This window comes from Pseudobutyrivibrio sp. (assembly GCF_015057185.1).
Lineage (GTDB): Bacteria > Bacillota > Clostridia > Lachnospirales > Lachnospiraceae > Pseudobutyrivibrio.
In genome coordinates, this window is the sequence record NZ_SVEV01000034.1 from 1 (window position 1) to 26,294 (window position 26,294).

27 protein-coding genes are annotated in these 26,294 nt (G+C 36.2%); 4 read left to right on the forward strand and 23 right to left on the reverse strand.

Annotated elements, in window-relative coordinates; all coding sequences use genetic code 11:
- Nucleotides 1-108 precede the first annotated feature (108 nt).
- The 9 genes from E7276_RS12585 to E7276_RS12625 form a co-directional block, all read right to left on the reverse strand.
- A complete protein-coding gene (locus tag E7276_RS12585; protein WP_294218230.1) occupies nt 109-759 on the reverse strand; it encodes a potassium channel family protein in 651 nt (216 codons plus the stop codon).
- A 10-nt stretch (nt 760-769) separates the two neighbouring features.
- Nucleotides 770-2,428 (reverse strand): potassium transporter TrkG, encoded by a 1,659-nt coding sequence (locus E7276_RS12590; RefSeq protein WP_294218233.1) that lies wholly within the window; start codon nt 2,426-2,428, stop codon nt 770-772.
- Nucleotides 2,429-2,484: 56 nt separating this feature from the next.
- Entirely contained in the window at nt 2,485-3,717 is a 1,233-nt protein-coding gene (locus E7276_RS12595; protein ID WP_294218235.1) for an AGE family epimerase/isomerase, read from the reverse strand.
- An 18-nt stretch (nt 3,718-3,735) separates the two neighbouring features.
- Nucleotides 3,736-4,539 (reverse strand): HAD family hydrolase, encoded by an 804-nt coding sequence (locus E7276_RS12600; RefSeq protein ID WP_294218238.1) that lies wholly within the window; start codon nt 4,537-4,539, stop codon nt 3,736-3,738.
- A gap of 4 nt (nt 4,540-4,543) precedes the next feature.
- On the reverse strand, nt 4,544-5,527 hold the full coding sequence (locus E7276_RS12605) for a carbohydrate kinase family protein (protein ID WP_294218240.1): 984 nt from the start codon (nt 5,525-5,527) through the stop codon (nt 4,544-4,546).
- Nucleotides 5,528-5,618: 91 nt separating this feature from the next.
- Entirely contained in the window at nt 5,619-6,755 is a 1,137-nt protein-coding gene (locus E7276_RS12610; RefSeq protein ID WP_294218243.1) for a substrate-binding domain-containing protein, read from the reverse strand.
- Between the two features lie 21 nt (nt 6,756-6,776).
- Entirely contained in the window at nt 6,777-7,982 is a 1,206-nt protein-coding gene (locus E7276_RS12615) for a sugar ABC transporter permease (protein ID WP_294218245.1), read from the reverse strand.
- A 33-nt stretch (nt 7,983-8,015) separates the two neighbouring features.
- Nucleotides 8,016-9,551, reverse strand: a complete 1,536-nt coding sequence (locus E7276_RS12620) for an ATP-binding cassette domain-containing protein (protein WP_294218247.1) — start codon at nt 9,549-9,551, stop codon at nt 8,016-8,018.
- Between the two features lie 35 nt (nt 9,552-9,586).
- Nucleotides 9,587-10,810 carry an ROK family transcriptional regulator gene (locus tag E7276_RS12625; RefSeq protein ID WP_294218250.1) on the reverse strand — a complete coding sequence of 408 codons (1,224 nt, stop codon included), beginning with the start codon at nt 10,808-10,810 and terminating at the stop codon, nt 9,587-9,589.
- A 453-nt stretch (nt 10,811-11,263) separates the two neighbouring features.
- On the opposite strand from E7276_RS12625, the gene E7276_RS12630 reads away from it, so the two are divergent.
- From E7276_RS12630 to E7276_RS12640, 3 genes are all read left to right on the forward strand, one after another.
- Nucleotides 11,264-11,734: a GNAT family N-acetyltransferase gene (locus E7276_RS12630; RefSeq protein ID WP_294218252.1), complete on the forward strand. Its 471-nt coding sequence runs from the start codon at nt 11,264-11,266 to the stop codon at nt 11,732-11,734.
- Between the two features lie 116 nt (nt 11,735-11,850).
- Nucleotides 11,851-12,210 (forward strand): CidA/LrgA family protein, encoded by a 360-nt coding sequence (locus E7276_RS12635; protein WP_294218255.1) that lies wholly within the window; start codon nt 11,851-11,853, stop codon nt 12,208-12,210.
- Nucleotides 12,210-12,902 carry an LrgB family protein gene (locus E7276_RS12640; protein WP_294218258.1) on the forward strand — a complete coding sequence of 231 codons (693 nt, stop codon included), beginning with the start codon at nt 12,210-12,212 and terminating at the stop codon, nt 12,900-12,902. Before E7276_RS12635 ends, E7276_RS12640 begins: the two co-directional genes overlap by 1 nt.
- 137 nt (nt 12,903-13,039) lie before the next feature.
- Here E7276_RS12640 and E7276_RS12645 read toward each other — a convergent pair whose 3' ends face one another.
- Nucleotides 13,040-13,471, reverse strand: coding sequence for a flavodoxin (locus E7276_RS12645; protein WP_294218260.1), 432 nt, complete (start codon nt 13,469-13,471; stop codon nt 13,040-13,042).
- Nucleotides 13,472-13,506: 35 nt separating this feature from the next.
- Nucleotides 13,507-14,115 carry a DUF3793 family protein gene (locus E7276_RS12650; protein ID WP_294218262.1) on the reverse strand — a complete coding sequence of 203 codons (609 nt, stop codon included), beginning with the start codon at nt 14,113-14,115 and terminating at the stop codon, nt 13,507-13,509.
- Between the two features lie 274 nt (nt 14,116-14,389).
- Here E7276_RS12650 and E7276_RS12655 point away from each other — a divergent pair, with 274 nt between their 5' ends.
- Nucleotides 14,390-14,743, forward strand: a complete 354-nt coding sequence (locus E7276_RS12655) for a hypothetical protein (protein ID WP_294218264.1) — start codon at nt 14,390-14,392, stop codon at nt 14,741-14,743.
- A gap of 71 nt (nt 14,744-14,814) precedes the next feature.
- Here E7276_RS12655 and E7276_RS12660 read toward each other — a convergent pair whose 3' ends face one another.
- The 12 genes from E7276_RS12660 to E7276_RS12715 form a co-directional block, all read right to left on the reverse strand.
- Nucleotides 14,815-16,398: a SpoIIE family protein phosphatase gene (locus tag E7276_RS12660; RefSeq protein ID WP_294218268.1), complete on the reverse strand. Its 1,584-nt coding sequence runs from the start codon at nt 16,396-16,398 to the stop codon at nt 14,815-14,817.
- A 14-nt stretch (nt 16,399-16,412) separates the two neighbouring features.
- Nucleotides 16,413-17,234: a response regulator gene (locus E7276_RS12665; RefSeq protein ID WP_294218270.1), complete on the reverse strand. Its 822-nt coding sequence runs from the start codon at nt 17,232-17,234 to the stop codon at nt 16,413-16,415.
- Between the two features lie 14 nt (nt 17,235-17,248).
- The gene (locus E7276_RS12670; RefSeq protein WP_294218273.1) at nt 17,249-17,746 is read right to left on the reverse strand and encodes a hypothetical protein; all 498 of its coding nucleotides are present in this window, start codon (nt 17,744-17,746) and stop codon (nt 17,249-17,251) included.
- 25 nt (nt 17,747-17,771) lie between these two features.
- Complete coding sequence (locus E7276_RS12675; protein ID WP_294218275.1) at nt 17,772-18,017, reverse strand: hypothetical protein; 246 nt, start codon at nt 18,015-18,017, stop codon at nt 17,772-17,774.
- A gap of 363 nt (nt 18,018-18,380) precedes the next feature.
- Nucleotides 18,381-19,073, reverse strand: coding sequence for a DUF975 family protein (locus E7276_RS12680; protein WP_294218278.1), 693 nt, complete (start codon nt 19,071-19,073; stop codon nt 18,381-18,383).
- On the reverse strand, nt 19,051-19,284 hold the full coding sequence (locus E7276_RS12685; RefSeq protein ID WP_294218280.1) for a hypothetical protein: 234 nt from the start codon (nt 19,282-19,284) through the stop codon (nt 19,051-19,053). Before E7276_RS12685 ends, E7276_RS12680 begins: the two co-directional genes overlap by 23 nt.
- A gap of 7 nt (nt 19,285-19,291) precedes the next feature.
- Nucleotides 19,292-20,506: a hypothetical protein gene (locus E7276_RS12690; RefSeq protein WP_294218284.1), complete on the reverse strand. Its 1,215-nt coding sequence runs from the start codon at nt 20,504-20,506 to the stop codon at nt 19,292-19,294.
- An 81-nt stretch (nt 20,507-20,587) separates the two neighbouring features.
- Nucleotides 20,588-21,016, reverse strand: a complete 429-nt coding sequence (locus E7276_RS12695; protein WP_294218286.1) for a hypothetical protein — start codon at nt 21,014-21,016, stop codon at nt 20,588-20,590.
- Nucleotides 21,017-21,058: 42 nt separating this feature from the next.
- A complete protein-coding gene (locus E7276_RS12700; protein ID WP_294218289.1) occupies nt 21,059-22,489 on the reverse strand; it encodes a C40 family peptidase in 1,431 nt (476 codons plus the stop codon).
- 220 nt (nt 22,490-22,709) lie between these two features.
- Nucleotides 22,710-24,161 carry a replication initiation protein gene (locus E7276_RS12705; protein WP_294218291.1) on the reverse strand — a complete coding sequence of 484 codons (1,452 nt, stop codon included), beginning with the start codon at nt 24,159-24,161 and terminating at the stop codon, nt 22,710-22,712.
- A 736-nt stretch (nt 24,162-24,897) separates the two neighbouring features.
- A complete protein-coding gene (locus tag E7276_RS12710; RefSeq protein ID WP_294218294.1) occupies nt 24,898-25,506 on the reverse strand; it encodes a hypothetical protein in 609 nt (202 codons plus the stop codon).
- Complete coding sequence (locus E7276_RS12715; RefSeq protein WP_294218296.1) at nt 25,506-26,294, reverse strand: ParA family protein; 789 nt, start codon at nt 26,292-26,294, stop codon at nt 25,506-25,508. The genes E7276_RS12710 and E7276_RS12715 overlap by 1 nt, the downstream gene beginning before the upstream one ends.

The following is a 26,294-nucleotide window of genomic DNA, read 5'->3' on the forward strand; positions in this document are numbered from 1 at the left end:
ATTTTTCAAAGTATCTATTTTATCTAAAATATAAAAACTAAGACTTTGAAAAATAGGGCCTTGCCCTAACAATAAAAGTGCTTGGGAAAATCTCCCAAGCACTTATTTTTATCTATTTATTCTATGTAAATCATCTCTTTCAAGAACAGCTAATAACTCATTATTAGCATCTAATGGTTCATTAGGATCCAATATCTTCCAATGTCCAGTATTTCCGTTTTTAACAGCAATAACGTTTACTTTATAATTCTTTCTAAGGTTAAGCTCCACCATGTTTTTTCCTACCCATTTTGGCAATGGTAGCATATCAACCATACATAGATTTTCATCCACCTGAAAATAATCTAAGAATGTGTTAGAGGCTAATATTCTAGCAGACTGCTCTCCGCCATATTCCTCTGGAACGATTACTTTATCAGCTCCAATTTTCTTTAATATAGAGCTCATTCTATCGGAAGAACTCTTAGCAACAATCAAAGGTACATTTTGCTCTTTTGCTACTGCTACAGACATTATGCTTGCAGATAGGTTTCCACCCATAGCCACAGCAACAATATCCATGTTTTTAAGACCTAGCATTTCTACTTCGTCTTCGTTAACTAAGTCGGCACAAACTGACGCTGTACAGTAACCTTCCATTTCCTTAAGCCTCTCATGATCCTTATCAACGACTAATACGTCAGCGCCCATGTCATACATACATTTAGCAAGGCTTATACCATATTTTCCAAGTCCTAATACTGCAATTGTCTTTTTCATTCTTTTCTCCTTATCCTACAAAGAAATTACCTTCGGTGTATCTACATTTAGTTTTATGGTTATGTCTTCCTGCAAAAAAGATTGCTAAAGAAATAGGTCCTATACGCCCTAGATACATTGCAATAATAATTATCACTCTTCCAAGCGAATTAAGTGTTGTTGTAACATTTCGCGTCAAACCAACCGTAGCTGATGCACTGATTACTTCAAAAAGTCCATCCTGCATATTTACAGGATTAGTAGCAATCAATGTAAGCGTCAATACAACAATTGTGAATGCAGCCACTAAAACAATAACCGTTGATTTTCTCATGCTCTCTTCGCTGATACGTTTATTAAAAACAATGCATTGATCGTCATCACGTATATACGATATTACATTAAGCAAAGCGATATAAATAGTTACTGTTTTAACACCACCTGCTGTACCTATTGGTGATCCACCAACAAACATTAATATGTACGCCATTACACACGAGAAATCAGTCATATTCTCCTGTGGAAATGAACAAAATCCTGCAGTTCTGAGAGTTACTGATTCAAAAAAGCTGTTTATTATCTTGTCAAAAAGCGTAAATCTTCCAATTGTTCCATCATTACCATATTCTGCAAAAAAGAAAACCACTGCTCCTGAAACTATTAGAACTATTGTAACTGAAAGAACTAATTTAGTATGTTCATTAAATCTTTTGAAGATCTGTACTGGGGTAAATCTTTTTCTAATACCTGATTTAATAGTCTCTGACAAATCAAACCAAACAACATATCCCAATCCGCCAAGGATTATTAAAATCATTGTGGTACACATTACTAGTGGATTTGATTTGTAATCCGCTAAGCTATTAGGTCCAATAATATCTATTCCAGCATTACAAAAGGCTGATACTGAGTTAAAGATAGATACCCATATTCCTTTTACAACGCCAAATTCTGGTATAAAAACAACTGCATAAAGTGCAGCTCCCGTTAACTCAATCTTGAGTACATCTTTGAATATTCGTATTAAAAGCCTTAAGATTCCAACATCTGTATTAAGATTTAGTGATTCCTGTAACATCTTTCTATCACCCAATGAAAACTTTTTCTGAGTGATAAGCATAATCATTGAAATAACAGTAATAATTCCCAAACCACCAATTTGAATAAGACACAGTATTACAATATGACCAAATAAACTAAAGTAACTATGGGTGTCTACTACCACTAGTCCAGTAACACATGTTGAAGTTGTAGATGTAAATAATGCAGTAATGGGATTTGTCCACTGACCTGTAGCTGAAGAAATTGGGAGCATCAAAATAGCAGCCCCCATAACAATCGTAAAAAGAAAACTAAGTGGGATCAATTGAACAGATGAAATTTTTTTGTTGTTCATTATGTCAGTCATTCTCCTAAAACTAAATAAATAATGAGTAAGCCTTATATCCGTAAACCCAAGTACGCACTCGTCACCTCCGTATCGTACAACCTCATCAGAAATACGTACCGAAGAATTCAAAGCTTCTGCCACCTTGGTAAGAACAATATCTCCACACACATGACCATAGTTATCATTTACTGACTTATAGTTATCAATATCTGCCACAACAATTGCCTGAAGATGTTTCTCAGCCAGCTGCCAAAATTTAACTATCCCAGTACTAAAACTCGACTCACCTATCTTTATCATATCATTATAACGCGTACAAAAAAAGGCAGTTCAATTGAAGCTGCCCTTATAAATTGCTATTTAATTTTATTTTCGATTGCTTTTGCTATAGACACCCCAATTTCATTATTGTATGGGATGAGCGTAGCTTGTAGCGCATGATAAATATCTGATTTACCTGGCCAGACAGTAGTGAGTAGCTTGTTGTTTCTATCTAGCTGATGAAACCATGAACCATTTACATAATCAACAACATATTTATCCAAGTATTCCATGAATGTAGCGTAATCACTGCTATATTTATCCTTACCTGTTGCCCTGTATAGAACTGCCGATGTGTTAATTGCTTCTGCAAGCGTCCAGTGCATTCTGTCATGAACTATTGGTTTTCCATCCCAACCAGTTGTATAACATATTCCAGGTGCACCATCAGCATCCCATGCATCAGAAACAGCTCTGTTATACAAATTTTCTGCAATTGAAATATACTTTTTCAAACTGCTTTCATTATCAAAACTAGCTGTAGCCCACTGCGTAATTAATCTAGCCCACTCAATCCCGTGTCCTGGTGTTGCTCCATATGGCTTAAACTGGTCATCTGGCTTTTCTTTATTACATTCTAAATCAGGAGTCCAATCACTGGCATAGTGCTCAGGAATCCTCCAATTGTTATTTCCAGCCCACTCTACGACATTATCAATAATCCTACCTGAACGTGCACGGTACTTTTCATCGTTAATAGCATCTGCAACGGCTAGAAACGCCTCCACTGAATGCATATTTGCATTCAGTCCTCTATATGTATCTAATTCTGTAAACTCTGTATTCCAAGTGTCAACAGAAAGACCTATTTTCTCATCCCAAAAATATTTGTCATAAACTGCAAGCGCATCATTTAGCAATTCTTTTCCACCAGGAATATCTGCTAATACAGCCGAAGTACCTGCTAAAATGACAAAAGCGTGAGCATAACACGCCTTGTTTGGTAAGACCTGATTATCAGCTGTTAATCCTGCGTACCAACCACCATTTTCTTTATCATGAAGTTCTCCCAAAAGTCCCTTAAGGGCGGTCTGAGCCAGCTGTTTGCTTCCTTTGTGCCCCAACATTTCACCTATGCTATATACATGGCACATTCTGCTAGTAATCCAGGTTTCTCGTGGACGCTCAGTCCATGGTGTTCCGTCATCCCCCAGATAGTACGAACCCCCACCTGGCGATGGAAATCTGTGCCCAAACTCTAGTAGATTATCTCTTAACCCCCGAAGAAACTCTTCATTCTCTTGTGTGTCTAATTGATACTTTTTCATAGTATCCCCCCAATATTGTTAATCTACAAGCCCAATCTTCTTTAATCCATAGTATATTCCATCAGAATCATTGTTAAAAGTAACATTCTTTATTTTCACTTTTAACTCCTCTGGTCCATTCTCCATAATAAATGGCATACCTACCGTCTCTAGCATGCTTAAATCATTATAATGATCGCCGAAAGCCACCGACTCCTCTAAAGCAATTCCCCACTTTTCACATAGAAACTTTATAGCATCACTTTTTGATATTCCCTTATTCATTATCTCTATCAAAATATCTGAAGAACGCACGATTGATAAACAAGGGAATTTTGCCTTTAAGGCTTCCTCTATAGCATCTGTGTGTTTCGGATTACACATACAAAGGACTTTTCCAACGCTTACCCCCTCTGGTAAGTCATCCACACTTCCCTCTTCAGATTCCGCTTCAACTATAGCTTCCTCTCTCATTACACGAGGGTCCTTTTTGTTATTAACAATCCATGAATTCATAGAATATATATTCCAAGTACAATCAAATTTTTCTTTTTCTATAAATTCAACTATCGCTTTTGCGGTTCCCTTTGAAAACCCACTTGCATGAATAACCTTGCCTTCTTCATCCAAAATAAGGGCACCGCTGTAACATACCATAGGGCACACAAATCTATATCTTCTAAAAATAGGATAAATACCAGATGGACCTCTTGCTGTTACTATTACAAAAGGAATGTTTTTCTCCTTTAACTGTCTAATAGAGTCCACCGTTTTATCTAACATTCTGTGTTTTTGATTCAGTAATGTTCCATCAACATCGCTAAAAACTATTTTGTAATCCATATAATCACCTTGTTTTAACAAGGGATTCGATGTCCGCCAACTGCGGCATTACTCTCAATGCTCCTTTAACTCTTGTAATCAATGAAGCCGCAGCATTGGCAACAGTAAGCATCTCTTTAAGCTTTGTCTCATCTAAGTTATCAATTCCATACTCTAATAAGTAATGTAAAATACATCCACAGAATGTGTCTCCTGCGCCTGTAGTTTCAATTGTCTCACTAGAAATAAATGGTGCAACCTCTACAACTACATCCTCCCCTGTCTTTTCATTCAAATAATAAGCTCGACTACCTTCTTTTCCCATTGATACTGTTATGAGTGGAATATTAAACTTTTCTCTAATCTTTTTTACTCCAGCAGTGTAGTCTTCCTCTCCAGTAAGCCACTGAATTTCATTATCAGAAATCTTAAGATAATTGCAGTACTCAAGGCCCTTTAAAATCTGCTCTTTTGCATCATCAAGCGAATTCCAAAGTGGTTCTCTCAAATTTGGATCAAAACTAATAATAGCCCCACTTTCTTTTGCAAGCTCTAACGCATATACGGTAGCTTCTCTTGGCATCTCATGTGTCATTGAAAGTGTGCCAAAATGGAATATTTTAGCTTGCTTTATTATTTCTGGATCCACTTCGTCTTTACGAAGCATCATATCTGCTCCTGGGTTTCTGTAGAATGAGAAATCTCTGTCTCCATCTGGAAATGTTTCTACAAAAGCAAGTGTAGTATGTATCTCTTTATCCATTAAAAGATTGTCTGTACTAATACCAACTTCAGTTAGAGTTCCTTTTAGGCTTCTTCCAAAAAGATCATCTCCAACCTTTCCTACAAAACATACACTATGATTAAATCTTTTTAACATCGCAAGGACATTACAAGGGGCTCCACCAGGATTTGCTTCAAATAAAATATTATTATTATCTGAAACTCCATTGTTGGTCATGTCAATCAGAAGTTCCCCTAATGCCACTACATCAATTTTCTTTTCCACTATTCTGTCCCCCTTAATCTTCTTATATTATATATATAGGGCAGTGCTTTAAATCACTGCCCTTTTATTATAAGAGATGATGAAGAAAATTTTAATTCAATAATTCTAATCTTGAAGGATCATTTGCAAACACTTCTTTAGCATTATCCTTTGTAACAACTACAGGTGGAAGCTCATAAATTGGAACATCAATTACGCCATTGTCAGCTGTTACATCTGTTGCTGGCATACCATTGCCTGCCTGAAGTGAATCGATGATTTCGATTGTCTGTGCAACAAGGTCCTCTGTTGGCTTAGCAACTGTAGAGTACTGCTTTCCAGCCCATACCCACTCAACTGACTCGTTCTCAGCATCAAGACCTGATACAACAGGAATTTCCTGTCCAGCATTCTCACAAGCTGTGATACAAGCACGAGCAATACCATCGTTAGGGCAAAGGACACCATCAATTTCCTTATCTGAATAGAAACCTGAAAGAAGTGTATCCATTCTTGACTGAGCCTTTGAGTTATCCCAATCAACTGTTGCACACTCTGTAAAGTCTGTCTGACCAGAAACTACTGTAAGAGTGCCGTCATCGATGTATGGCTGAAGTACTGACATAGCACCTGTGAAGAAGTTTGGTGCGTTAGGATCTGCAGGGCCACCACCAAAGAGCTCGATGTTGTAAGGGCCATCACCCTTCCATTCCTGAAGACCATCTAAAAGTGCCTGAGCCTGAAGCTCACCTGTCTTAACTGAACCAAACTGAACAACACCATCAACACCTGATGTATTCTCAAGTAAACGGTCATAACCAATTACATATACACCAGCTTCCTTAGCCTGCTCAAGAACAGAACCAAGCTGAGAACCATCAACTGGTCCTACAACGATAACCTTAGCACCGTTTTCAATCATAGACTCAATCTGCTGTTGCTGCTGTGTAACCTTCTGATCAGCAGCCTGTACAATTGGATTGTAACCAGCAGCTGTTAACTGCTCTGTAAACATTTCCTCAGCTTCTTTCCAGTTCTGTGTTCCAAGCCATGGAAGAGAAACGCCAATTGTTGCTCCTTCCTCAAATCCTGGGAACTCGCTTGTTGTAGCCTCTGTTGTCTCAGAAGTTGCTGTTGTTGTGTCTGAAGCTGCATCCCCCGCACCTTCGCGGCTTTCCCCACAGCCAGCGAATGTAGTTGCCATCATTGTTGCAACCATCGCCATTGACAAAAGTGTTCTTTTTTTCATTTTCAATCCTCCTCGTTGAAATTATTTATTTGCGAAAAGTCTACCTATGATAGAACTTTTTCCACTCTTTTTGTTGTATACATCAAATGCAACTGCAGCTAAAAGAACAAAGCCCTTAATAACCTGTGTACGGTCTGCACCAACACCCATAAGCATCAATCCATTATTAAGAACGGCCATAACAAGACCACCGACTATAGTTGCAAGAATTGTACCAACACCACCTGAAACTGCAGCACCACCGATGAATACAGAAGCAATTGCATCCATTTCCCAAGAAGTACCATCTGCTGGACCTGCTGCTGTTGCACGACCTACGAAAAGAATACCTGCTACCGCTGCCAAGAATGACATGTTCATCATTGTAAGGAAATATGTTCTCTTAACATTTACACCTGAAAGGGCAGCTGCTGCCTTATTACCACCTACTGCATATACATGACGTCCAAATTTTGTACGCTGTGTAATGATGTGATAAATGATTGTAAGTACAAGTAAGATAAGTCCTGGAACTGGGAATGAAGTTCCCACACGTCCTGATCCAAATAACCATGTAAAGTATCCAATGATAATTGCTACAAGAAGAATTCTAATTATTAAAGCCCATACTGGATCCTTAACACCTGTTGCATCTCCTGAATGCTTATGCTTTTTGAGTTGAACGAAAACATAGCATGCAATTGCAATAATACCTAATAAGAGAGTTGAGTTATTCATTCCTGTAAAGGCTGGTCCCCATTCAGGTAAATAGCCTGAACCAAACCACTTTAGCTCCTCTGGAGCAGGTACAGAAATTGAACGTGAAATCCAAATAACACCACCTCTGAAAATCATCATTCCACCAAGTGTTGTGATGAAACCAGGAATTCCAAGCTGTGATAAGAAAAATCCATGCCATGCACCTGCTAAAATACCAATTACAAGTGCGATTAATACAGCACACCACCAAGGAATATTGTAATTCTTAGCAACTAATGCCATTACCATTCCTGCAAAACCAGCAACTGAACCAACTGACAAATCAATTTGTCCAATTACGATTACCATTAACATTCCCAATGCTAAAATCAAAACGTAAGCGTTACCTGAAAGAAGATTCTGGAAGTTAGAAGAAGTAAGCATTCTTCCACCAGATATAATATTGAAAATCAAAATTAATAAGCCTAAAGCTACAACCATTGTGTATTGACGAAGGTCTCCGCCCAATACCTGTTTAATATATTTCATACCTTATTCCATCCTTTCATATCTAACATCGAATTAGTTTGATGTTATAGTCATTCGTTTCATAAGACCTTCCTGACTAGCTTCGCTGCTAGCAAGCTCACCTGTTATTGTGCCTTCAAAAATTGTGTAAATTCTGTCTGCCATTCCAAGGAGCTCAGGCAACTCTGAAGATACTAAGATTACTGCTTTTCCTTCATCTGCTAACTGATGAATAAGCTTGTAAATCTCGTATTTTGCACCTACATCAATTCCTCGTGTAGGCTCATCAAGAATTAAAATATCTGGCTCCGTAAACATCCATTTTGAAAGTACAACCTTCTGCTGATTACCACCGGATAAAGTTGTAACTCCTCTATCAACACCAGATGTTTTTATTTTCAGTGAGTTTCTGTATTCTTCAGCTGCCACTTTTTCATCATTCAAATCTAGCAATCCATTTTTTGTAATCTTGTCTAGATTTGCAGCAACTACTGTCTTTCGAATGGAATCCAATAGATTAAGTCCTAAGTTTTTTCTATCCTCTGGAACATATGCAACACCATGTTTAATAGCTGACTCAACGGATGTTAACTTAACCTCACGGCCCTTAATCTTTATAGTACCTTTTCTATATATTCCATAATTTCTTCCAAATATCGAACGCATCAATTCAGTTCTTCCTGCGCCCATGAGACCAGCAAAACCAACAATTTCACCAGCTCTTACATTAAAGCATGCGTTCTTACAAACCATTCTTCCTTCAACATCAGGATCCTCAACACACCAATCCTTTACTTCGAAAATAATATCTCCTGGCTTTGACTCATGCTCTGGATAACGATTTTCAATGGATCTACCAACCATTGCTTTGATGATTTTATCTTCATCAACCTTACCAGCTTCTACATCATAGCTTTCAACTGTGTGTCCATCTCTAATTACTGTAACTGCATCAGATACAGCAGCAATTTCGTTTAACTTGTGGGAAATCATGATACATGTAATTCCCTTATTCTTTAAATCAAGCATTAAATCTAGAAGATTTGCTGAATCTGCCTCATTAAGTGCTGAAGTAGGCTCATCCAAAATAAGAAGCTTTACATTTTTTGAAAGAGCTTTTGCAATTTCTACTAACTGTTGTTGACCTACACCTAAATGCTTAATTAGGATATCTGGATTAATTGATAACCCAACCTTCTCAAGTATTTCATAAGTTCTTCTTTTTTCCTCTGCCCAGTCAACCAAACCATGCTTAATTATTTCATTACCCATGAATATATTTTCTGTAATGGATAATTCTGGAATCATCGTTAGTTCCTGGTGAATAATTGCAATTCCTGCATGTTCAGATTCCTTGATATTTCTGAATCTCATTTCCTGGCCCATATAGATAATTTTGCCTTCATATGTGCCATGTGGATAAACACCTGATAAAACCTTCATTAAAGTTGACTTTCCGGCACCGTTCTCACCACATATCGCATGAATAGTACCTGTCTTAACTGAGAGATTTACATCGTCTAGTGCTTTAACACCTGGAAATTCTTTTGTAATACCTTGCATCTGAAGGATAAAAGAATTGTTCTCCATATATCAAATACCTCCCTTTTATATGCCACTGAGCTTTAATTCTTCGTCAAAGTTAAATACTCACTTGGTTTCCTCAATACTCTATCTGTAGCTATTGCCGCTGCTCCATATAATGTTGGATCAATGCTTAGCTTCGATATCTCTATTCTTACCTGACTGCTGATTGCTGGAAGTACTCTCTCATTAACAATTCTTTTGATTGTTGGAAGAAGTAACTCATCTCCCTGTGCAATGCTATCCCCAATTACAATTATTTCAGGGTCGTATGCATTTATAAGAGTTACGCAACCATAACCTAGGTATTCAGCAATTTCATTTACAAGCTTTAATGCTTTTTTATCTCCCCCTCGTGCCGCATCAAATACCCTCTTGCATGCTTCGCTTCGGTTTTCATATGGCTCTTTAAATAAATCTGGCAATTCCTTCTCAGCCTTTTTCAGTAGAGCCATTGTCGAACTATATAATTCCAAGCACCCCTTGTTTCCGCATTCACAAGTAGGTCCTTTGTAATCAATACTTATATGACCAATTTCACTGGCAATTCCAAGGTTTCCAATAAGCAATCTGTCATGATCAACGATTCCTGAACCAACACCTTCACCTGCCAAAAAATATGCTAATGAACTAAGTGGCCTACCGTGATTACCAAACCACCATTCTGCAAGGGCTCCTGCATTGGCATCCTGTTCAATAAATACTGGCTTATCAAACTCATTTTTGAATTCATCTATAAAATTCACTGTCTTCCAGTTTGGCATTCTAGTTACCATTGCAATTCTACCTTCATATCTAAGGTAAGGTCCTGGGACAGCTAATCCAATAGCAACAATATTGTTATATTCTTTTAATAGAGCGTGAATCTGCTCTTTCATTGAAGCCATTACGTCATCAGCAAAATCAGTCAAGCTGTATTCTGTCTCTTGTTGTGTATAAAGCTTGCCAGAAATATCAAAAACTCCTATTGCAAATACATGTCTGGAAAACTTTACACCTATTACTAGGTTCTTCTCGGCATTAAGCCTAAGACCAATGGAACGTCTATTTCCATTTCCTTTTACTATTCCCACCTCAGAAACAATGCCCATATCTATAAGTGCACCAACAAGCTTTGTTATAGATGCTTGGGTTAATCCCATAATCTTAGCCACCTCGGCTCTAGAGCATATCTCCTTCTGTTGTAGGATTCTAACTATAGCTGAACGATTCATCTCTGATAAATCGCTTGTATTATTACCAGCCAATTCTCTATTTCTACTCATAATCTTTTCCTCGCTAGCGATTACTTTCAAGTGTTAATCACTTAACACTGTTAACACATTATCCCTTTTGTTTTTCTTTTTCAATACACATGGACCAACTTCGGCGATGTAAATAAAGACCCCCTCTAAAATTTTGTAAAAACCGCTCAAAGCCCGTAAAATCGGGGTTTTTAGACCAAATAATCATTAACAAAATCAAATTTTTCCATGATTATATGCTTAGATTTGATTAACCGTGATTATCTTTTCTAACCCACTCACAAACCTAATCAAACGATTCGGCAATATAACCAACTACACAAAACAGAAATTGTGCGCATTGTATATCGTCTTTTTTGCACAGACAACTCTCTAATTTGATAATTTTTTTCAGAAGTCTTTGTTGACTTTGATATTTTTTTCTAATATGATAGGCAAAACAAACTTTACTCAACTAAAGAGGGGGGGACAAATATGACAATAAGATTAGCTATCGAAAAAGACATTCCTCAATTAATCAATTTATTGCAACAAGTATTGGAATTACACGCTTCAATTCGCCCAGATATCTTTATTTCTGGCACTACTAAATATACTGTTGAAGATCTAACTTCCATGCTGGGCAATGAAAATAACCCTATCTACGTTGCAGCTGATGATAACGATGAAGTTATGGGCTATGCATTCTGCCAGCTTAAAACTCCACCTTTCTCTAACAATATGATATTTCACAAGTCACTTTTCATTGATGACCTTTGTGTAGATAGCAAATATAGAGGGCAGCATGTGGGACAGAGTCTATTTGAGCACGTAAAATCAGAAGCAAAACGCTTGGGCTGTTATGATGTTAGCCTTAATGTATGGGCTGGTAATGATAATGCTGAAGCATTCTATGAAAGACTTGGAATGAAAACAAAGGAACGTCAAATGGAATATATTCTATAAGAATAAAATGGAATAGTATTTAAAAAAGGACACTATTCTATTTTTATAGTAGTATAATGATTTGGGGCTAGGGAGTTTTTTCTCTCTAGCTCTAGTTTTTTTGAGGTGATACAAATATGAAATTTTTAAAGCAGTTTCTAATCATTTTGGCAATTTCGCTTATTGGTGAAATTTTAAAAAGCATATTACCATTTCCAATCCCTTCTAGCATTTATGGAATGGTAATACTTTTCATATCTCTCCTCACCGGAATTATAAAACTCGAGCAGGTTAAGGACGCCGGCAAATTCCTAATTGAAATTATGCCCGTTATGTTCATTCCTGCCGGCGTAGGACTGATGACATCTTGGGGGACACTCAAGCCTGTTATTATTCCAGTTTCCCTTATTACCGTAATTGCTATTTTTACCGTTATGGGAGCTACTGGAACTGTTTCACAGTTTATTATTAGAAAAAGCAAAAAGGAGGCCCAGTAATGAGCGAATTCATGCAAAACAGCGTATATGCTGGCGTTACCATAAGCCTTATCTCTTATGCATTTGGTGCATGGCTAAAAAGAAAATATGGTTTCGGATTATTTAATCCTCTGCTTATATCTATTATTGTAACTATACTGTTTTTATTAGGTTGTCACATCGACTACGCCACATATAATGAAGGAGCAAAATACCTTAGTTGGTTCCTTACTCCTGCAACAGTATGTCTTGCAATACCTCTATATGAAGAATTTGAGCTCTTGAAAAAGAATGCCAAAGCAGTAATTCTAGGGGTTACATCAGGTGTTATTACAAGTCTATTGACTGTATTTGTAATTGCTAAGCTAATTAATCTTGATCATAAAAACTACGTAACACTTTTACCTAAGTCAATTACAACCGCCATTGGAATGGGTGTTTCTGAAGAGCTTGGTGGATACGTAACTATAACAGTTGCAGTAATAGTTATCACCGGTGTTATTGGAAATATTCTTGGTGAGCTGATTTGCAAAATATTTCGAATACATGAGCCTATCTCTAGAGGACTAGCTTTAGGTACAGCGGCTCACGCAATTGGAACTGCAAAAGCTATGGAATTAGGCGAAATTGAAGGAGCAATGAGCTCTCTTGCAATAGCTGTTGCCGGTATTCTTACTGTAGTATTTGCTTCCGCTTTTGCTGGATTGATTTAATAAGATTCTCTAAAAAGAAATTCCCCCAGGCACTGGCATACCTGGAGGTTGTAAAAGGAGTCTAATAACTTCCCAAGAAACCCGGTTATGAAACTTGGGAATGGAAATAATCAAATTAAAAATACCAAGAGATATAACTAAACGGCTGCGAGAGCTTTACCAAGCTCTTGGCATGCTGTTTCAGCTGAACCATCTGGAGCATCCTGACAAATAACACCTTCGCCATTTACTACAGTTGCACCTGCAGCTTCCATACGGTCAACCCAATCTCTCATCCATTGTCCATCTCCCCAGCCATATGAGCCGAAAAGACCAATTGTCTTACCTGAAACAAAGCCCTCTAAATCTGTTACGAATGGCTCCATTTCTCCTTCCTCAAGAACTTCAGCTCCCATTGCAGGGCAGCCAAGCGCAAATGCTTTAGCGTTCTTAAGTTCATCTATAGATGCATCTCCAACATAGACAACATTTGCTTCACCACCTGCTGCTGTTACACCTGCACCTACAGCATTGGCCATAGCTTCTGTATTGCCTGATTGTGACCAAAATACAACATTCACTTTACTCATGCTTACTCTCTCCTTTGAAATACTAATAGAATGAATTAGCTAACTTTCGCTTCGGATACTTGTTGTTCAACTATAACTTTTAAAGAACATCCCCCAGAAAGCTTACGAACCATTTCATCCTTAATGTTGTCAAATTCTTCAAACAATCTCAGGGTACTATCTTCATTGTCATATACTTTCCAATATCCTGCTATTTTGAACCCATCTCCGCCGTTTTCGATGAAGCCTTTTACATCACATAATGGATATCCAAGAAAAACACCCATTTCGTGAGGAAAATCTTTACGACTATGAATATACTCGTCATAACGCTCTTGAAAGTATCTCAGACAATACCCAAAAGCTTCTGTGCGATAACCATATTTTCCAAGAAATTCCTTAACTTCATTTGTAGATAAGTAATTAATGAGCATGTCCCTGTTAAATACTAAAAAGACAACCCGTTTACGGTCATATACAAGTCGATAACCTGACAGGCCCATCTGTCTCAACACATATCTAACCTTATCTTCCTGCTTACGAGGAACTATGAGAAGATTCGAAGTCTTAAGGCCCGCAATAGTAGGTGCACATTGTAAAACAATCTGCAATTCCACTCTTTGCCTGTCCATAGACCATAACATTTCAAATACTTCTGTACTCATTTTCTTGTATTTACCTGCCTCTACATTTTGTTAGCCTTGTCTAACTGTGGTTATATTACACTACTTGCCAGCTTAAATCAACCCCATTTTTCAATTTTTTTATTAATGATAAAGCTTCTCATTTTTCAAAAAAAACTGACTTCTTGTGGGCTACTTACAATTGCCGTTGTTTGAGTTATTATCTTGGGTTATTTGTGCATAATGTTCCATATATATAACGGAAACTAAATTTGTCTGTGTAGTTTTTTTCTACTCATTTGTGTACACTATACCCATGGAAAATTTCTCTTCAAATAGACAACTAGAACTTAATAATTCCCCTACAGAATCTAAAAAAAAGCTGAATTCAAAAGTATCTCTTATCATGAGCATCGAGGACTTTGAAGAAGGTGTTCGTAAGGGTATATATAATGACGATAAGGGAACGGCATACATAATTATCAATGGTGCACTTAATACTACATACAATGTTTATATTGATCGTCGCCGCATAACAAAAGCTGGCTCTGTAGTATCATTTGAGGGCTTATTAAAGAATTACTCACCAGAAGAAATACAAATCAGATATGATATGAAAGAACAAAAGATGCCTTCTTTAAGCATTTATAGAGACAATAAGACAAAATAAAAGAGTTCCATCCCGTGATATATGTAACCAGAATCCTGTACACATAACATCACGCAGATGGAACTCTTTTTTTAATGATACACAAAGCCAAGCATTGTTATATCATCAAATTGGTCAACTTCTTCTGTGAACAGCTTTATGCTTTTCCTAACATGTAGCAGTAGTTCTTCGGCATCTCCATTAGGATTAACGTTTAAAGCCTCTAACAGCCTCTCTGTACCATACAATTCATTATTTCTATTAGTTGCCTCTGTCACGCCATCAGTGTAGACAAAAAGACTATCTCCTGAATGCAGTTCAAATTCATGCTCTCCAAATTTTAGCCCTTCAAAAGTTGCTACCGCAGGTGAATGCTTATAAATAGATAGCTCAAATTGCCCACCATTTCGCTTAATAGCTGGATGCTCATGCCCTGCATTTGCAGCCATACCTTTACCGGATGACACGTCAATTATGCCTAACCATACAGTTACAAAGAGATTTGATTTATTTCCTTCACATAATCTAGCATTTACATCTTCTAATATCTTCCCTGGCGATAAACACTTACCAGACATTGCCCTTGTTTTTATAAGTGTTTTGACTACCACCATAAATAGCGCCGCCGGAACTCCTTTTCCAGAAACGTCCCCTATTACCAATGCTATGTGACTATCATCAATGAAAAAGAAATCGTAAAAATCTCCACCCACTTCTTTCGCAGGTGTCATAGTGGCAAATATGTCAAATTCAGCTCTATCTGGGAATGGTGGAAAGTCTTGTGGTAACATTTCTGCCTGTATACGAGTTGCAACATTTAGCTCTGCTCCTATACGTTCTTTCTCCGCAGTTATCTTCTGTATATTATCAATGTAATCAACAATATCCTCTTCCATCTTATATATGGATTGAGCTAAATCTTCCAGCTCATCATTGGTATGTATTGAGTCCCTCAATTCTTTTTCAATGGTTGTGCTGGCTGCAAAATTACGTACATTCTTTCTAATAAGCATCAGTGGCTTAATCAAATTCTTATGGATAAAATACCAGTTCATCACACAGAAAGCCCCAAGAAGAATTAAAGCTATTATAATCATATTTGCGACATAATTAAGCAAAGTGGTTCTAATTAGCTTCATGTTTGTATCAACAAATAATAATGCAACCACTTCTCCTGAACTATCCTTTATGGGCAAACAGCTAGATGTCAAATAGCCATATTTAGAATGTCTAACCAAGTATCCCTCTGGCTTTATTCCTTCTGTATAGGCTTTCCAAATCTCCTCAAACGGTGCGGAAATAGGGTCCACAAAGCCCATATTACTTCCAGAATCGTAGATGTACTTAATAGTCTTATCTTCACTAGGCACACCTATATAAATATATGCTGCGCTAGATTCATCCTGTACCTCCTTTAGGTAATTAGCCATCCATTGGTAGTAATCATCTTCTTTCCATGTAGATGCATACTCAGCAATCTTTTCATGGTCGATTTGCTCTAAAATTATGTTAGCAACCACATATCCTCGTTCGTTGTATATTGCTTGAATAGCTCTATCAAATATTATTGAACCACTTACACACATCAGTACAAGAAGTAATAAAGTGAATACAGCAATTCCTACATATGATTTCTTGCTAATAGTAAATCTTCTTTTCTTTCTTGTCTTACTCATTTTCCCCTCAATAATCAAATAGCATCTTCATCCTCATACAATGCATAACTGATTTCGTCAAGCTCTGCATGAAAGAATTCTGGCCAGCTATATTGGTTCATATAATCTCCCATATATTGATACTTTGATTCTTTCTTTTTCTCTAACCAGTCAAATAAATCACACTCAATTTTATCTTTTGCAATGGCCATACTGCCACGTTGCTTAATAATGATTCCCTCAAGCTTCAATTTTTTGAATGTATTTTGTAAATCCTGTCTAAGATTACATAAATAGGACAATTTCTTTTCTGGATCACCATCATCTTCCCATAATGATGCGATTAATTCCCCATTAGATGTCTGTGCCCCCTTATTATTAATCAGGACAGCGACAATTTCTTTTGTCCTATTATATTTAAAAGAAACTGGTTCTCCATCTACAAACAACTCAAAATTTCCGAATGTTTGAGCAAATACCCTCTTATATTTTTTTCGTAATTCTGGATATCTAAGAGCATCAAGTTCCTTACCAACTCTGACTTTCAGCTCTGGTTTAAATATGTATCCACTAGCATGAATTTGCATTGCTTCAAAGGCAAACTCCTTGTGCTCCGTCAAAAAGATAATGTTTGTGTATGGATTTAATTCAATCAAATACTTTCCTAAATCTATGCCTGTTAGTTCCGGCATATTAACATCAAGGAAAGCAACATCTATCTCTGTCTCCCTTGCTTTTGCCAGCGCAGAGAGCGCACTATCAAAAGAGTAGCACTCTGCATCTGGCCTTAATTCTTTTACTAAATTCGTAATCAAATCTAGAGAAGTGCGTTCATCATCTACTGTTAAAATAGTCATTTCGCACCTCCCCATCACATAGTTACCGACTTAATCTTCTGATTTTTTCGCTGCTCTGCAGTCATATGTAGTGGGTCCGCCTCGCCCACCACTAATGTTTCGCCATCATTGATTGCCGCCTCATGCAAAGGGCCAGCATTCATATCAGCAATCACCAAAGCTGCAAATCTATCATAGTTGTCAAAATCAATTACAGGAAAATGATGCTTCATTCGATACCAGTGATTTGGATCATAACCCATGCTACCAATATATAAACGGTCTGCTGTTTCAGCCACCTCGTCTAAACCAGCAGGCTGACCAGGCTCAAGCTGGTATTCCTCACAAAACAATACTGCATAGGCCTTTAAAACCCTATCTCTCACAGTTTCATCCGTCCCATTTTGATTTTTTCGCCCCGTAAGAGACTCCATTACTTTGTAATAATACTCCCTAGCCTGATCATCTTCATCAAACCGTACAATGGCATCATAAAATGCTTTCTCTTTAAAATTTACTGCATCATTTACCATAAAATTACCCTCACCTGTTTAACTGCTAATTAGCCTCTGATAATGGAATATATTCAAGCTCAGTGTAGTCATCTGATGAAGCTTCTCTTTCAGTGTATTCTTCCTCTGTAGCACTTTCCCATTCTTCACCATCATATGAAATAAACCAAGGCTGTTCTTCATTCTCATAAGCATCATATTTTGTCGCCCACTGCAAAACTAGTTCAGTGGTATTTGGACTAATGTCATATACATTTTTGCCAGTTATGTTTATCATTTTTAATACTATCATAAGTGCCACAAAAGTATTAGATTTGCGGCAAATTTTCATTCTTTGTTCAAATATTCAAAAAATTCCCAAAAAAAGTGGGCTAAACACATTAGCCCACTGAATTTAATAATATTTAATAATAACTACCTTTTATCTCTTATTTGAAAATCTTAATTCGCACTTAATATTGCAAAAAATCGGTACATACCCATGGGCATACTTCTTGTTCGCCTCTTCTGTAGAAATAAAGAATATCTTTTTACAATTTGGGCATTTGAGCTTAATCATTTCCATAAAGCTTACCTCTTTACAACTATACAATATCCACCTTGCCAATAGATGAACAAAAAGTGCTTGACCTAACAAAAGGTCAAGCACTGTAATTTATTGCTTCTTTGAAAGCTCAATATATAAAGCAGCATCAGCATTATGCTTATATGGCGCAACAAATAGAGCCATAGCTAAACCAAATGTTACTATACCAAATAGGTACCATCCAATAAATGATAAATCATACAAGAATGTACGCCATTTATGACCATTCATCATTTCACGTGATTTTGTAATAACCTCTGTAGCTGATAACTCAGGATTATCCTTTAATATATAAGGTACCATTCTATATGAGTATGACTTTATGCAACCAGGAATAATGAACAATAATGTCCACAGGCAAAGGAACAAATCTGAAAGGAATAATGTAATAAATGTATGTCCATATCCACCAAATCCTGTTTTGATTTCTCCCAGTGGAGCCTTTCCTTCTTCTATATTTCTCTTAAAGAATCTATAACATCCAACCTTCAATGGATTAAATAAGAATATCTTTAATAAAAGAGATATAACAAACATTGCGCCAAGAGCTACTAAAACAATCTTAGCAAGCGCCACAACCTCTTCAGGTGTCAAACCGGCTAATAACTGCTGTACCCACTCATCGGAATCACTATGATTTGAAGTTACCGAACTATTAACCGCCAACAACGAATTAAGGATTATTGCTGCTAATACGCTCTTCCAATAATTGCCTAAAAACGCTGCTTTACCTTTAGCTTTAACATCCCCAATTGACCACATGTCCCATACTCCTCTCAATTAAACAGACAATAGTTTCATATTTCATATACATAGATAATACATCTTTTTTTTGAGGTATATTTCCCTTTTCACATTTTTTTAAGAAATTATTATCACTATTTTTAGATGCCAGTTTAGCTATATGCATATTTTTAGCTACTTTAACTATTAGAACTATTTTATCTATTGCATTTATTAAAACTATTTGCACTAGCTTTTTACTGTCCCTTAAGCTTATATACTATTGTAATTTGAACCTTATTCTTCTTTACCCCAACAATAATATCATCAGCCACACTGGCTACAATAGATCGTTCCAACTCATCCCATGCAGCCTTTATTTCTTCGCTGCTATCCTTATTAGAAGAGACATTCTCTTTATATTCTCCCATGGACCAGGTAACTCCGGCAAATTCAAGTGGCATCATAACAGCTGATGCCTCATTATAAAGACCTAATCCCATGACGTTAACCATATTTCCATTGTATTTTTGGTTTAACTTCATTACACTGTCGTAATTTAAAAGACCTGTTTCTATCAAATCCCTAATTTTACCTGTAAATCCTTCAACTAAACTGTTTTTTCTACTAGGCGCCAATGATAAAATATCATATTTCTTATCCGCATCCATCTTGGTATTTCCAATTACTTTAACGCAACATTCATCATTGTATCTTTCTGCCCACATTAAAGCGTCAAAATCGCCAGTCATTTCCTTGACCATGCCAATAGTCTCATCCATGATAAGCTTCATATGCAATGTATCTTTTTTGCCTGCATTGAGCATGCCTACGCAATCATCGACTTTTCCATATGCTTTGGCTAATTCCTCTTCATTTGGTGTTAACATTATGTAATCTGTTGTAATTGATGCACGCTTAGAACCAACAACATCTAGTGACTTACTAAAATTCTTGGAAATTAATATATTTACTTCATTATTTTTAGCACTTACAAGAATGTCATCTGCAAGATTAGCAAGAACCGAACGTTCCAAATTCTCCCATGATTCCTCGGCATATTTATCTTTTGCACGCTTTTTCATTAAATCTGCTTCATACTCGGCCAAAGACCAGGTTGCCTTTTTATGACCAGATAGAATATCTTTAAATCCCTCTACAAATGATTTATTTGCAGAATTACTTCCAGAAGACGAAATTGAAACCAACTCTTCCTTTTGGTTTGCATCAAGTTTTGTCTTCACCTTTATATGTATATATGCAAAGCGGCCATTTCCTTCAAACCAAATTTCTATTGGATCATTTGCTAATACAATCGAATCTACTAATCTAAGCCCTTCTTCTGTTAATAAAGAAAAGCGTAATGCTTTTCGACCAGTGATGTTAGCATTTTTTTCAAATTCCTCAACTATAGTCTTAACAACTGTAAAGCTCTTATTTAACTCAGTAATTGTAATATGTTTAGATTGCATATTTCCCCCTCCTATTATGCTAAAGTTCTTCTAATTATATAATTATTTTGTGTACAATTAGTTAAAAAAGCCAATTATTTCTCATGTAATTAAATCTTTTGGTGACCAACTTTCCTGTAAATCTTCTATAACAACATTCTCATCTACTTTAACGGCGATCTGATATTCATCCTCATAAACTACTTCTCCAGGGAAATTAGTATAGACTACATAATAAGGATGATTATATTTTTCCAATAGCCAAAGAAGAGGATTGATCATTTTCATCATCATTTCTGAATTCTCAGTTTTAAAATAACAAATGACCTTTTCTTGTCTCATGCATTGAGGTGGCCAAGGTAATTCATCTGCGAACCATAATTCAAGCTCATGATAAAGCGATTCATCCTCCTCATCTAAAACACCATTTGTAACCATCTGATGTAGCATGCTAAATATCCCCTTACCAACTCTAGTATTTGCTGCTAATTCTTTTCCCTGTATTCTGCAATATTTATATTTGATTGCCATAGTAGACCTCCGCAGTTAATGACTAATAACACCACCATTTTTCTACATAGATATTTTCCATGGTTCTACTATTCCGTTAATATTCTCCAGCCATGTTGTACCATTTCTTCGCCTTACAGTTATTGGGGTAACTGCAACGGTATTTTCTGTTCTCACATCCAAATATCCATTACTATCTGATGTTGAGCCCAATGCACTAATTACATAATTAACACCATTGACTGTTCCCAAATAAATCATTGTATGCCCAGGTAAATATAGAGGTGTACCTGGAACACACTGTGAAATTAACGTGGTTTTGGTTTCATTATCATATTCAGCCACATTTAAGCATGTTCCTGGTACTTCCTTCTGCCAGCTAGTATTTCTTGGCATCTCTAGTCCAAAACACTTATATACATTTCTAACAAGAGCTGAACAGTCCACAGAGTCAAGCATTCCGCCCCAACCATATGTATCACCTAAATATTTAAACGCTAAAGAAACTATATTTTCAGATGTCATTGGCAAATATCCAATACTCACATCTTTATTTTGTGCAATCAATGCTATTTGTTTTACGCATTGTCCATAAGCATCTCTTGTTGGTAGATATACCACATAATTATTCCATGTTCCTCGCATGGCAATATTTCTTGGAATCTCCCACTCAGGTACCAATTTAAGTGTTGTTCCCATCGTCAGCTTCACCCCTGATGTTGATGGTGAATAATAAGATTCTGAAAGGGTAAAGTAATCGGTTGTTACAACTATAAAATCTTTCCCATCCACGTCAGTCTGCCACATATCAAGCCATTCTGCTTTACCATTGCAAAATGCTATATCATTTCCAAGAACCCAACCAGAAACATTGTTTGAATATCCCCAATAGAAAACACAATTATTTACAATTGCACATTGTTTAACTAAAAATGGTTCATTAACTTTCAATGAGGATAATACAACTTCATCATCCGAATCCGTTTCGCTATAACCTATATAGTCTATAGTTGGAATACTTTTTATCTGTGTTTGACTTACTGCAAGTGCATACTTAGGCGCAATCTGATTATCCCAACCTGTTGAAACAACAGCTGCAGAAATCATAGAATAATATGTCAATGTATCTGTGGCCACTCCATTAACAAATATTGCTTTTTCTGGCATTTCTGCCACTATTGATTCCGATAAGCTGTTTTTCAATTCTGAGGCATCAAACATTGCATCCATAGCAGTTACATCATTCATATTGCAAGCATCAGTTCTCATTGCAGCATCATTAAACTGGTTAATTTGGCTTACATCCATAAGTACTTGTCCATTGACTTGTTGAGATAATGAATTCCAATAATTTGACTCACACATTTCCTTGGTAACTGTACTTTCTGTTGAAACATTCGCCTGCACAGTACCAAAAGTACTATTCTCAAAAAGAATAATTGCTAAACTGGATACACAAATTGTTTTTCCGATTTTTGATTTTATCTTTCCCATGTTTTCCCAATCCCCTTTTAAGTAGTGCGTAACATCCATATTTTAAATTGAAAACATTTTACTCCATAAATGTGTAAAAACATTTAAAATACGTTACTTATTACACAATATCTTTTAAGTTGAACACAGAATCAACATACATTTTTCATAAAAAATACGCCAGTTTACAGCATTTTAGCTACAACTGGCGTGGTAAAAGTCCGCAATATTCTGTTTTTTATTAGTTGAGTTTTGCCTCCATTAATCTCGACCAATCATCTTTATTATACTGTCGTTCCTGGAAATTATTGAATGAATTCCTATTCTTAGCTTGGTCGGTGCTAGTTTGTTTTTTAGCGCTTCCACCTTGTTCAATCATCCAACAGATATAACCAACTTTATCATTAATAATTTCTTTTGAGGTATCATCAAGTCTTCTTTTGAATTCAGGAATAATCTGCATCATATAGACTGCATCTTTATCATTACGCTTTGCACATTGGAAGATTCTTGAGATTTCCTCATCAGTAAACTGTATCTTTGAAGCATTGAAAAATAATTTCAATTGCTCTTCCAATGGATCTGTTTCCTTTTCTTCTATAACATCTACAATTTTTGCGGTGGTATCTATATAGTTCTTTTCCTGAATTTTAAAACGATACCCCACATGTTTATTGCTTTCATATCTTGCTTCATACTCAAATGTAAAATCACATTCTGCAACAGAATTGATACTGTTCCTTGCTGGTGATAATACACGTCTATCTATTTCTGCCTTTGGATAGCTTTCAGGAATAGAGAATTGATGCTTTAACTCTTCAACTGAAATATCAAACATTCCCGGTGTGGCAGCTGGATACTCTTTATATCGTTTCCTATTCTCTAAATACCAATATAAAGCAATCGTATATTTTCCTTGTAATTGGGTAATTACTTCTAACTGTCCATAAGCACCATGAACAATTCTTGAACATAAAGCCAAATCTTTAAAGAAATCCGTTGGCGCAAACTCTATATATGCTTCTTCTCCTCGATTACCTTTATGATGTCTTAAAATACTAAACCAAGGAATTTCGATTTCATCATCACCATTAGGACCTAGGTCAGCAAAAATTAAATGTCGTTCCTTTAATTTTACTGCGCCCTTCTTAAAAATCTTATATATATATTTGGGATCTTCATGTCTTGAATACTTGGCAAATGTAGATGGCTCAATTTTATATGTTTTGTTCTCCGGAAATGAAGACATTGTCCCTAAAATTGCATCAAATACTATATTCTCATCAGAAGTAAACTCCATTTTACAATGCATAATAAGGGCATCTGTTCTATATGCAATGCCTATTCCGCCCTTCTTTAATGGATGTTTATTATCTTGAAGTGCTAACAACTTTAGCAGCGTCTCATGGGAATTATCATTGAATGTTTCTACAAGATTTTCAATAGAAACTGCTTCTTTAACAAATTCTATAATCTTTGCTTCATCTTCATTGATAATAGCATTTCCATTTTCATCAACTATGTCAGCTCTAACTTCATAAGTATCAACAACACGACCTGTGCTAGTTGCTACTGTTTGATGCTCCACTTGTCCCAATTGGCTTCCTAATGGATATTCATCATCATAGAACATACCTGTTGCGGGATCTATCTCTCTGTAGTTTCCATTTTCATCCTGCTTACGAATTGCCATATTTATCTCCCTATAATAATGGCATGATAATAATTTGCCATGCCATCATTATAAGATAACCTACATTTCCTCGCAACAACTTACGTTCAAAACTTAGTGGAACTTTTGCCATTCCATTTCTTCAGATATAATTTAGTGGATTTTTTGCCATCAAAATGGATTTTACTATTATTACAAACCCCTTTAAATAAAGGCTTTTTTTACCCTATTTAAAATAGTGGAATTTCTGCCACCATGTATATCTAATGGCAACGACTTTGTTTGCCATCCAAACATACATATTATTTAATTTCCTCGATTTTACGGGATTTTTTAGTGGAAATTTTGCCATCATGTGTGGCCTATATGGCACATGTTTAATTTGCCATTTTTAGTGGAAATTTTGCCATTTGTATAATTCTATATCAATTATTCACCTATTTTATTGAATTTTTAGGCTAATTTGTCATTTTTAACGCCTATTATCAATGGCAAATCAACTCCTTGCCACTACTTAGTGGAATTTCTGCCATATGGTGGAATTTTTGCCAGCGTTGGTTGACTTGTCGCCATAGTTAGTGGAATTCCCGCCAGCTTTAGTTGATTTTTTGCCACATCAAATATGGATTTTTCCTTGATTTTATGGCGTTTTTTCAACCTCTGCTATACATACTATACACTTAATATACATATATATACTTTTAGCCAGCAAAAAACAGGAACATAAACTATTTTCATAGCAATGCTCCTGTCTATATTACATATTTTCTTTTTCTTGATATTTATGTATTACATATGCCATCCATGATGTTGGACGTAAACCTACTTTACTAGCACTTGATTTAATATCTTCAATTAAGTCAGACTGCAACATAGCTGTAAATCTAGTTGGTTCCTTTAATTGTTTCATGAAAGGCTTAATTTCCTCAAAAGAAGGTATTTCATTTTTGTTAACCTTATCAATCTCATCTGTAAATAGATTTTCTAATAAATCCTGTCGAGAAACGCCTTTTCTAGCGGCATTGAATCTAAGGAACATATCTTCATCTTCTAATACTGAAATAGTAATAGATTTTCTTGGCTGGGTGTATCTTGTTTCAACAACTTTTGAGTTCTTTGCTGGAGCCTTTTTCTTTTGTAATGGGGCAGCTTTTTCTGCTACAGTTTTCTCTACTGTAGATTTTTCCTTTGTAGCAGCTTTTTTATTTTCTGTACTAACAGCTTTCTTTTCTACTGTTTTTTTCTGAGGAGGTTCTACGGCTGGTGTGGTGTCTGCCATTAAATTGTCGAACAAGTCTAATGTACTAGAGTTTTTTGGTTTTTGTACAGATACGCCAAATCCATCACCTGATACTGATCGTGCCATTATTTGCCCTCACTTTCTAAAAATTCTTCTACAAATGCTTTGTAATCAATTGAACTATTACACCAAGGCTTTGATTTTACTACAGCTTCTCTATTATCAATTGCAAGCTCGCCATCCTTGCAAGCTCTAATATACTGCTTATAAACCTTTGTGCCCATTTTTTCAGCTATTGCAACAGCATTTTCGTAATGATTTTTTTTAACATTTCTATTTGTTGTGTAGTTTGTTACGACAAATCCATTTACCTTTAAGTCTGGGTTGATTGCTGTTTCACCATGGGCTAAAGACTGAATTAACTTATATTGGTTAGCTAATCCTTGAATAGAATAAGCATCTCCTACTAATGGGATAAGTGCTTCATCTACAGAGGCTAAAACTGACTTGTTGATTGAGCCTGTTAAATCTGGTGGACAATCAAGTAAAACATAATCATAGCCTTGAAGCTTATTGAATACTTTTTCTTTTAGCGATGTAAATACTAAATTGCTTCCTGGATCCATAATCATGGAATTTAAGTTTGATAATAAGGAGTCTGCAACGATTATATCGCCAAGCTCTGTATGTTGAATGCAATCCATTGGATCCATTGGTCTTCTTTCTTCTACCCAGCAGTCATACAAAGTTGCGTCATTCATGTCTGCTTTAAATGTCAAAGAAGCGTTTCCCTGAGTATCACAATCAATAACTAGTACATTGTAGCCTTTCTCTTTTAATAGGTATGCCATATTACAAGTTAATGATGTTTTCCACTGGCCACCTTTTCCTATACATATTGCAATTGTTTTCAT

Coding starts and splice junctions, on each gene's coding strand:
- E7276_RS12640 (WP_294218258.1), top strand. CDS start 12,210: ATGAGCGAATTCATGCAAAACAGCGTATATGCTGGCGTTACCATAAGC.
- E7276_RS12650 (WP_294218262.1), bottom strand. CDS start 14,115: ATGAGTACAGAAGTATTTGAAATGTTATGGTCTATGGACAGGCAAAGA.
- E7276_RS12655 (WP_294218264.1), top strand. CDS start 14,390: ATGGAAAATTTCTCTTCAAATAGACAACTAGAACTTAATAATTCCCCT.
- E7276_RS12615 (WP_294218245.1), bottom strand. CDS start 7,982: ATGAAATATATTAAACAGGTATTGGGCGGAGACCTTCGTCAATACACA.
- E7276_RS12625 (WP_294218250.1), bottom strand. CDS start 10,810: ATGAGTAGAAATAGAGAATTGGCTGGTAATAATACAAGCGATTTATCA.
- E7276_RS12600 (WP_294218238.1), bottom strand. CDS start 4,539: ATGGATTACAAAATAGTTTTTAGCGATGTTGATGGAACATTACTGAAT.
- E7276_RS12705 (WP_294218291.1), bottom strand. CDS start 24,161: ATGGCAATTCGTAAGCAGGATGAAAATGGAAACTACAGAGAGATAGAT.
- E7276_RS12665 (WP_294218270.1), bottom strand. CDS start 17,234: ATGACTATTTTAACAGTAGATGATGAACGCACTTCTCTAGATTTGATT.
- E7276_RS12630 (WP_294218252.1), top strand. CDS start 11,264: ATGACAATAAGATTAGCTATCGAAAAAGACATTCCTCAATTAATCAAT.
- E7276_RS12660 (WP_294218268.1), bottom strand. CDS start 16,398: ATGAGTAAGACAAGAAAGAAAAGAAGATTTACTATTAGCAAGAAATCA.
- E7276_RS12695 (WP_294218286.1), bottom strand. CDS start 21,016: ATGGCAATCAAATATAAATATTGCAGAATACAGGGAAAAGAATTAGCA.
- E7276_RS12690 (WP_294218284.1), bottom strand. CDS start 20,506: ATGCAATCTAAACATATTACAATTACTGAGTTAAATAAGAGCTTTACA.
- E7276_RS12680 (WP_294218278.1), bottom strand. CDS start 19,073: ATGTGGTCAATTGGGGATGTTAAAGCTAAAGGTAAAGCAGCGTTTTTA.
- E7276_RS12635 (WP_294218255.1), top strand. CDS start 11,851: ATGAAATTTTTAAAGCAGTTTCTAATCATTTTGGCAATTTCGCTTATT.
- E7276_RS12700 (WP_294218289.1), bottom strand. CDS start 22,489: ATGGGAAAGATAAAATCAAAAATCGGAAAAACAATTTGTGTATCCAGT.
- E7276_RS12715 (WP_294218296.1), bottom strand. CDS start 26,294: ATGAAAACAATTGCAATATGTATAGGAAAAGGTGGCCAGTGGAAAACA.
- E7276_RS12710 (WP_294218294.1), bottom strand. CDS start 25,506: ATGGCACGATCAGTATCAGGTGATGGATTTGGCGTATCTGTACAAAAA.
- E7276_RS12645 (WP_294218260.1), bottom strand. CDS start 13,471: ATGAGTAAAGTGAATGTTGTATTTTGGTCACAATCAGGCAATACAGAA.
- E7276_RS12595 (WP_294218235.1), bottom strand. CDS start 3,717: ATGAAAAAGTATCAATTAGACACACAAGAGAATGAAGAGTTTCTTCGG.
- E7276_RS12670 (WP_294218273.1), bottom strand. CDS start 17,746: ATGGTAAATGATGCAGTAAATTTTAAAGAGAAAGCATTTTATGATGCC.
- E7276_RS12590 (WP_294218233.1), bottom strand. CDS start 2,428: ATGATAAAGATAGGTGAGTCGAGTTTTAGTACTGGGATAGTTAAATTT.
- E7276_RS12620 (WP_294218247.1), bottom strand. CDS start 9,551: ATGGAGAACAATTCTTTTATCCTTCAGATGCAAGGTATTACAAAAGAA.
- E7276_RS12610 (WP_294218243.1), bottom strand. CDS start 6,755: ATGAAAAAAAGAACACTTTTGTCAATGGCGATGGTTGCAACAATGATG.
- E7276_RS12585 (WP_294218230.1), bottom strand. CDS start 759: ATGAAAAAGACAATTGCAGTATTAGGACTTGGAAAATATGGTATAAGC.
- E7276_RS12675 (WP_294218275.1), bottom strand. CDS start 18,017: ATGATAGTATTAAAAATGATAAACATAACTGGCAAAAATGTATATGAC.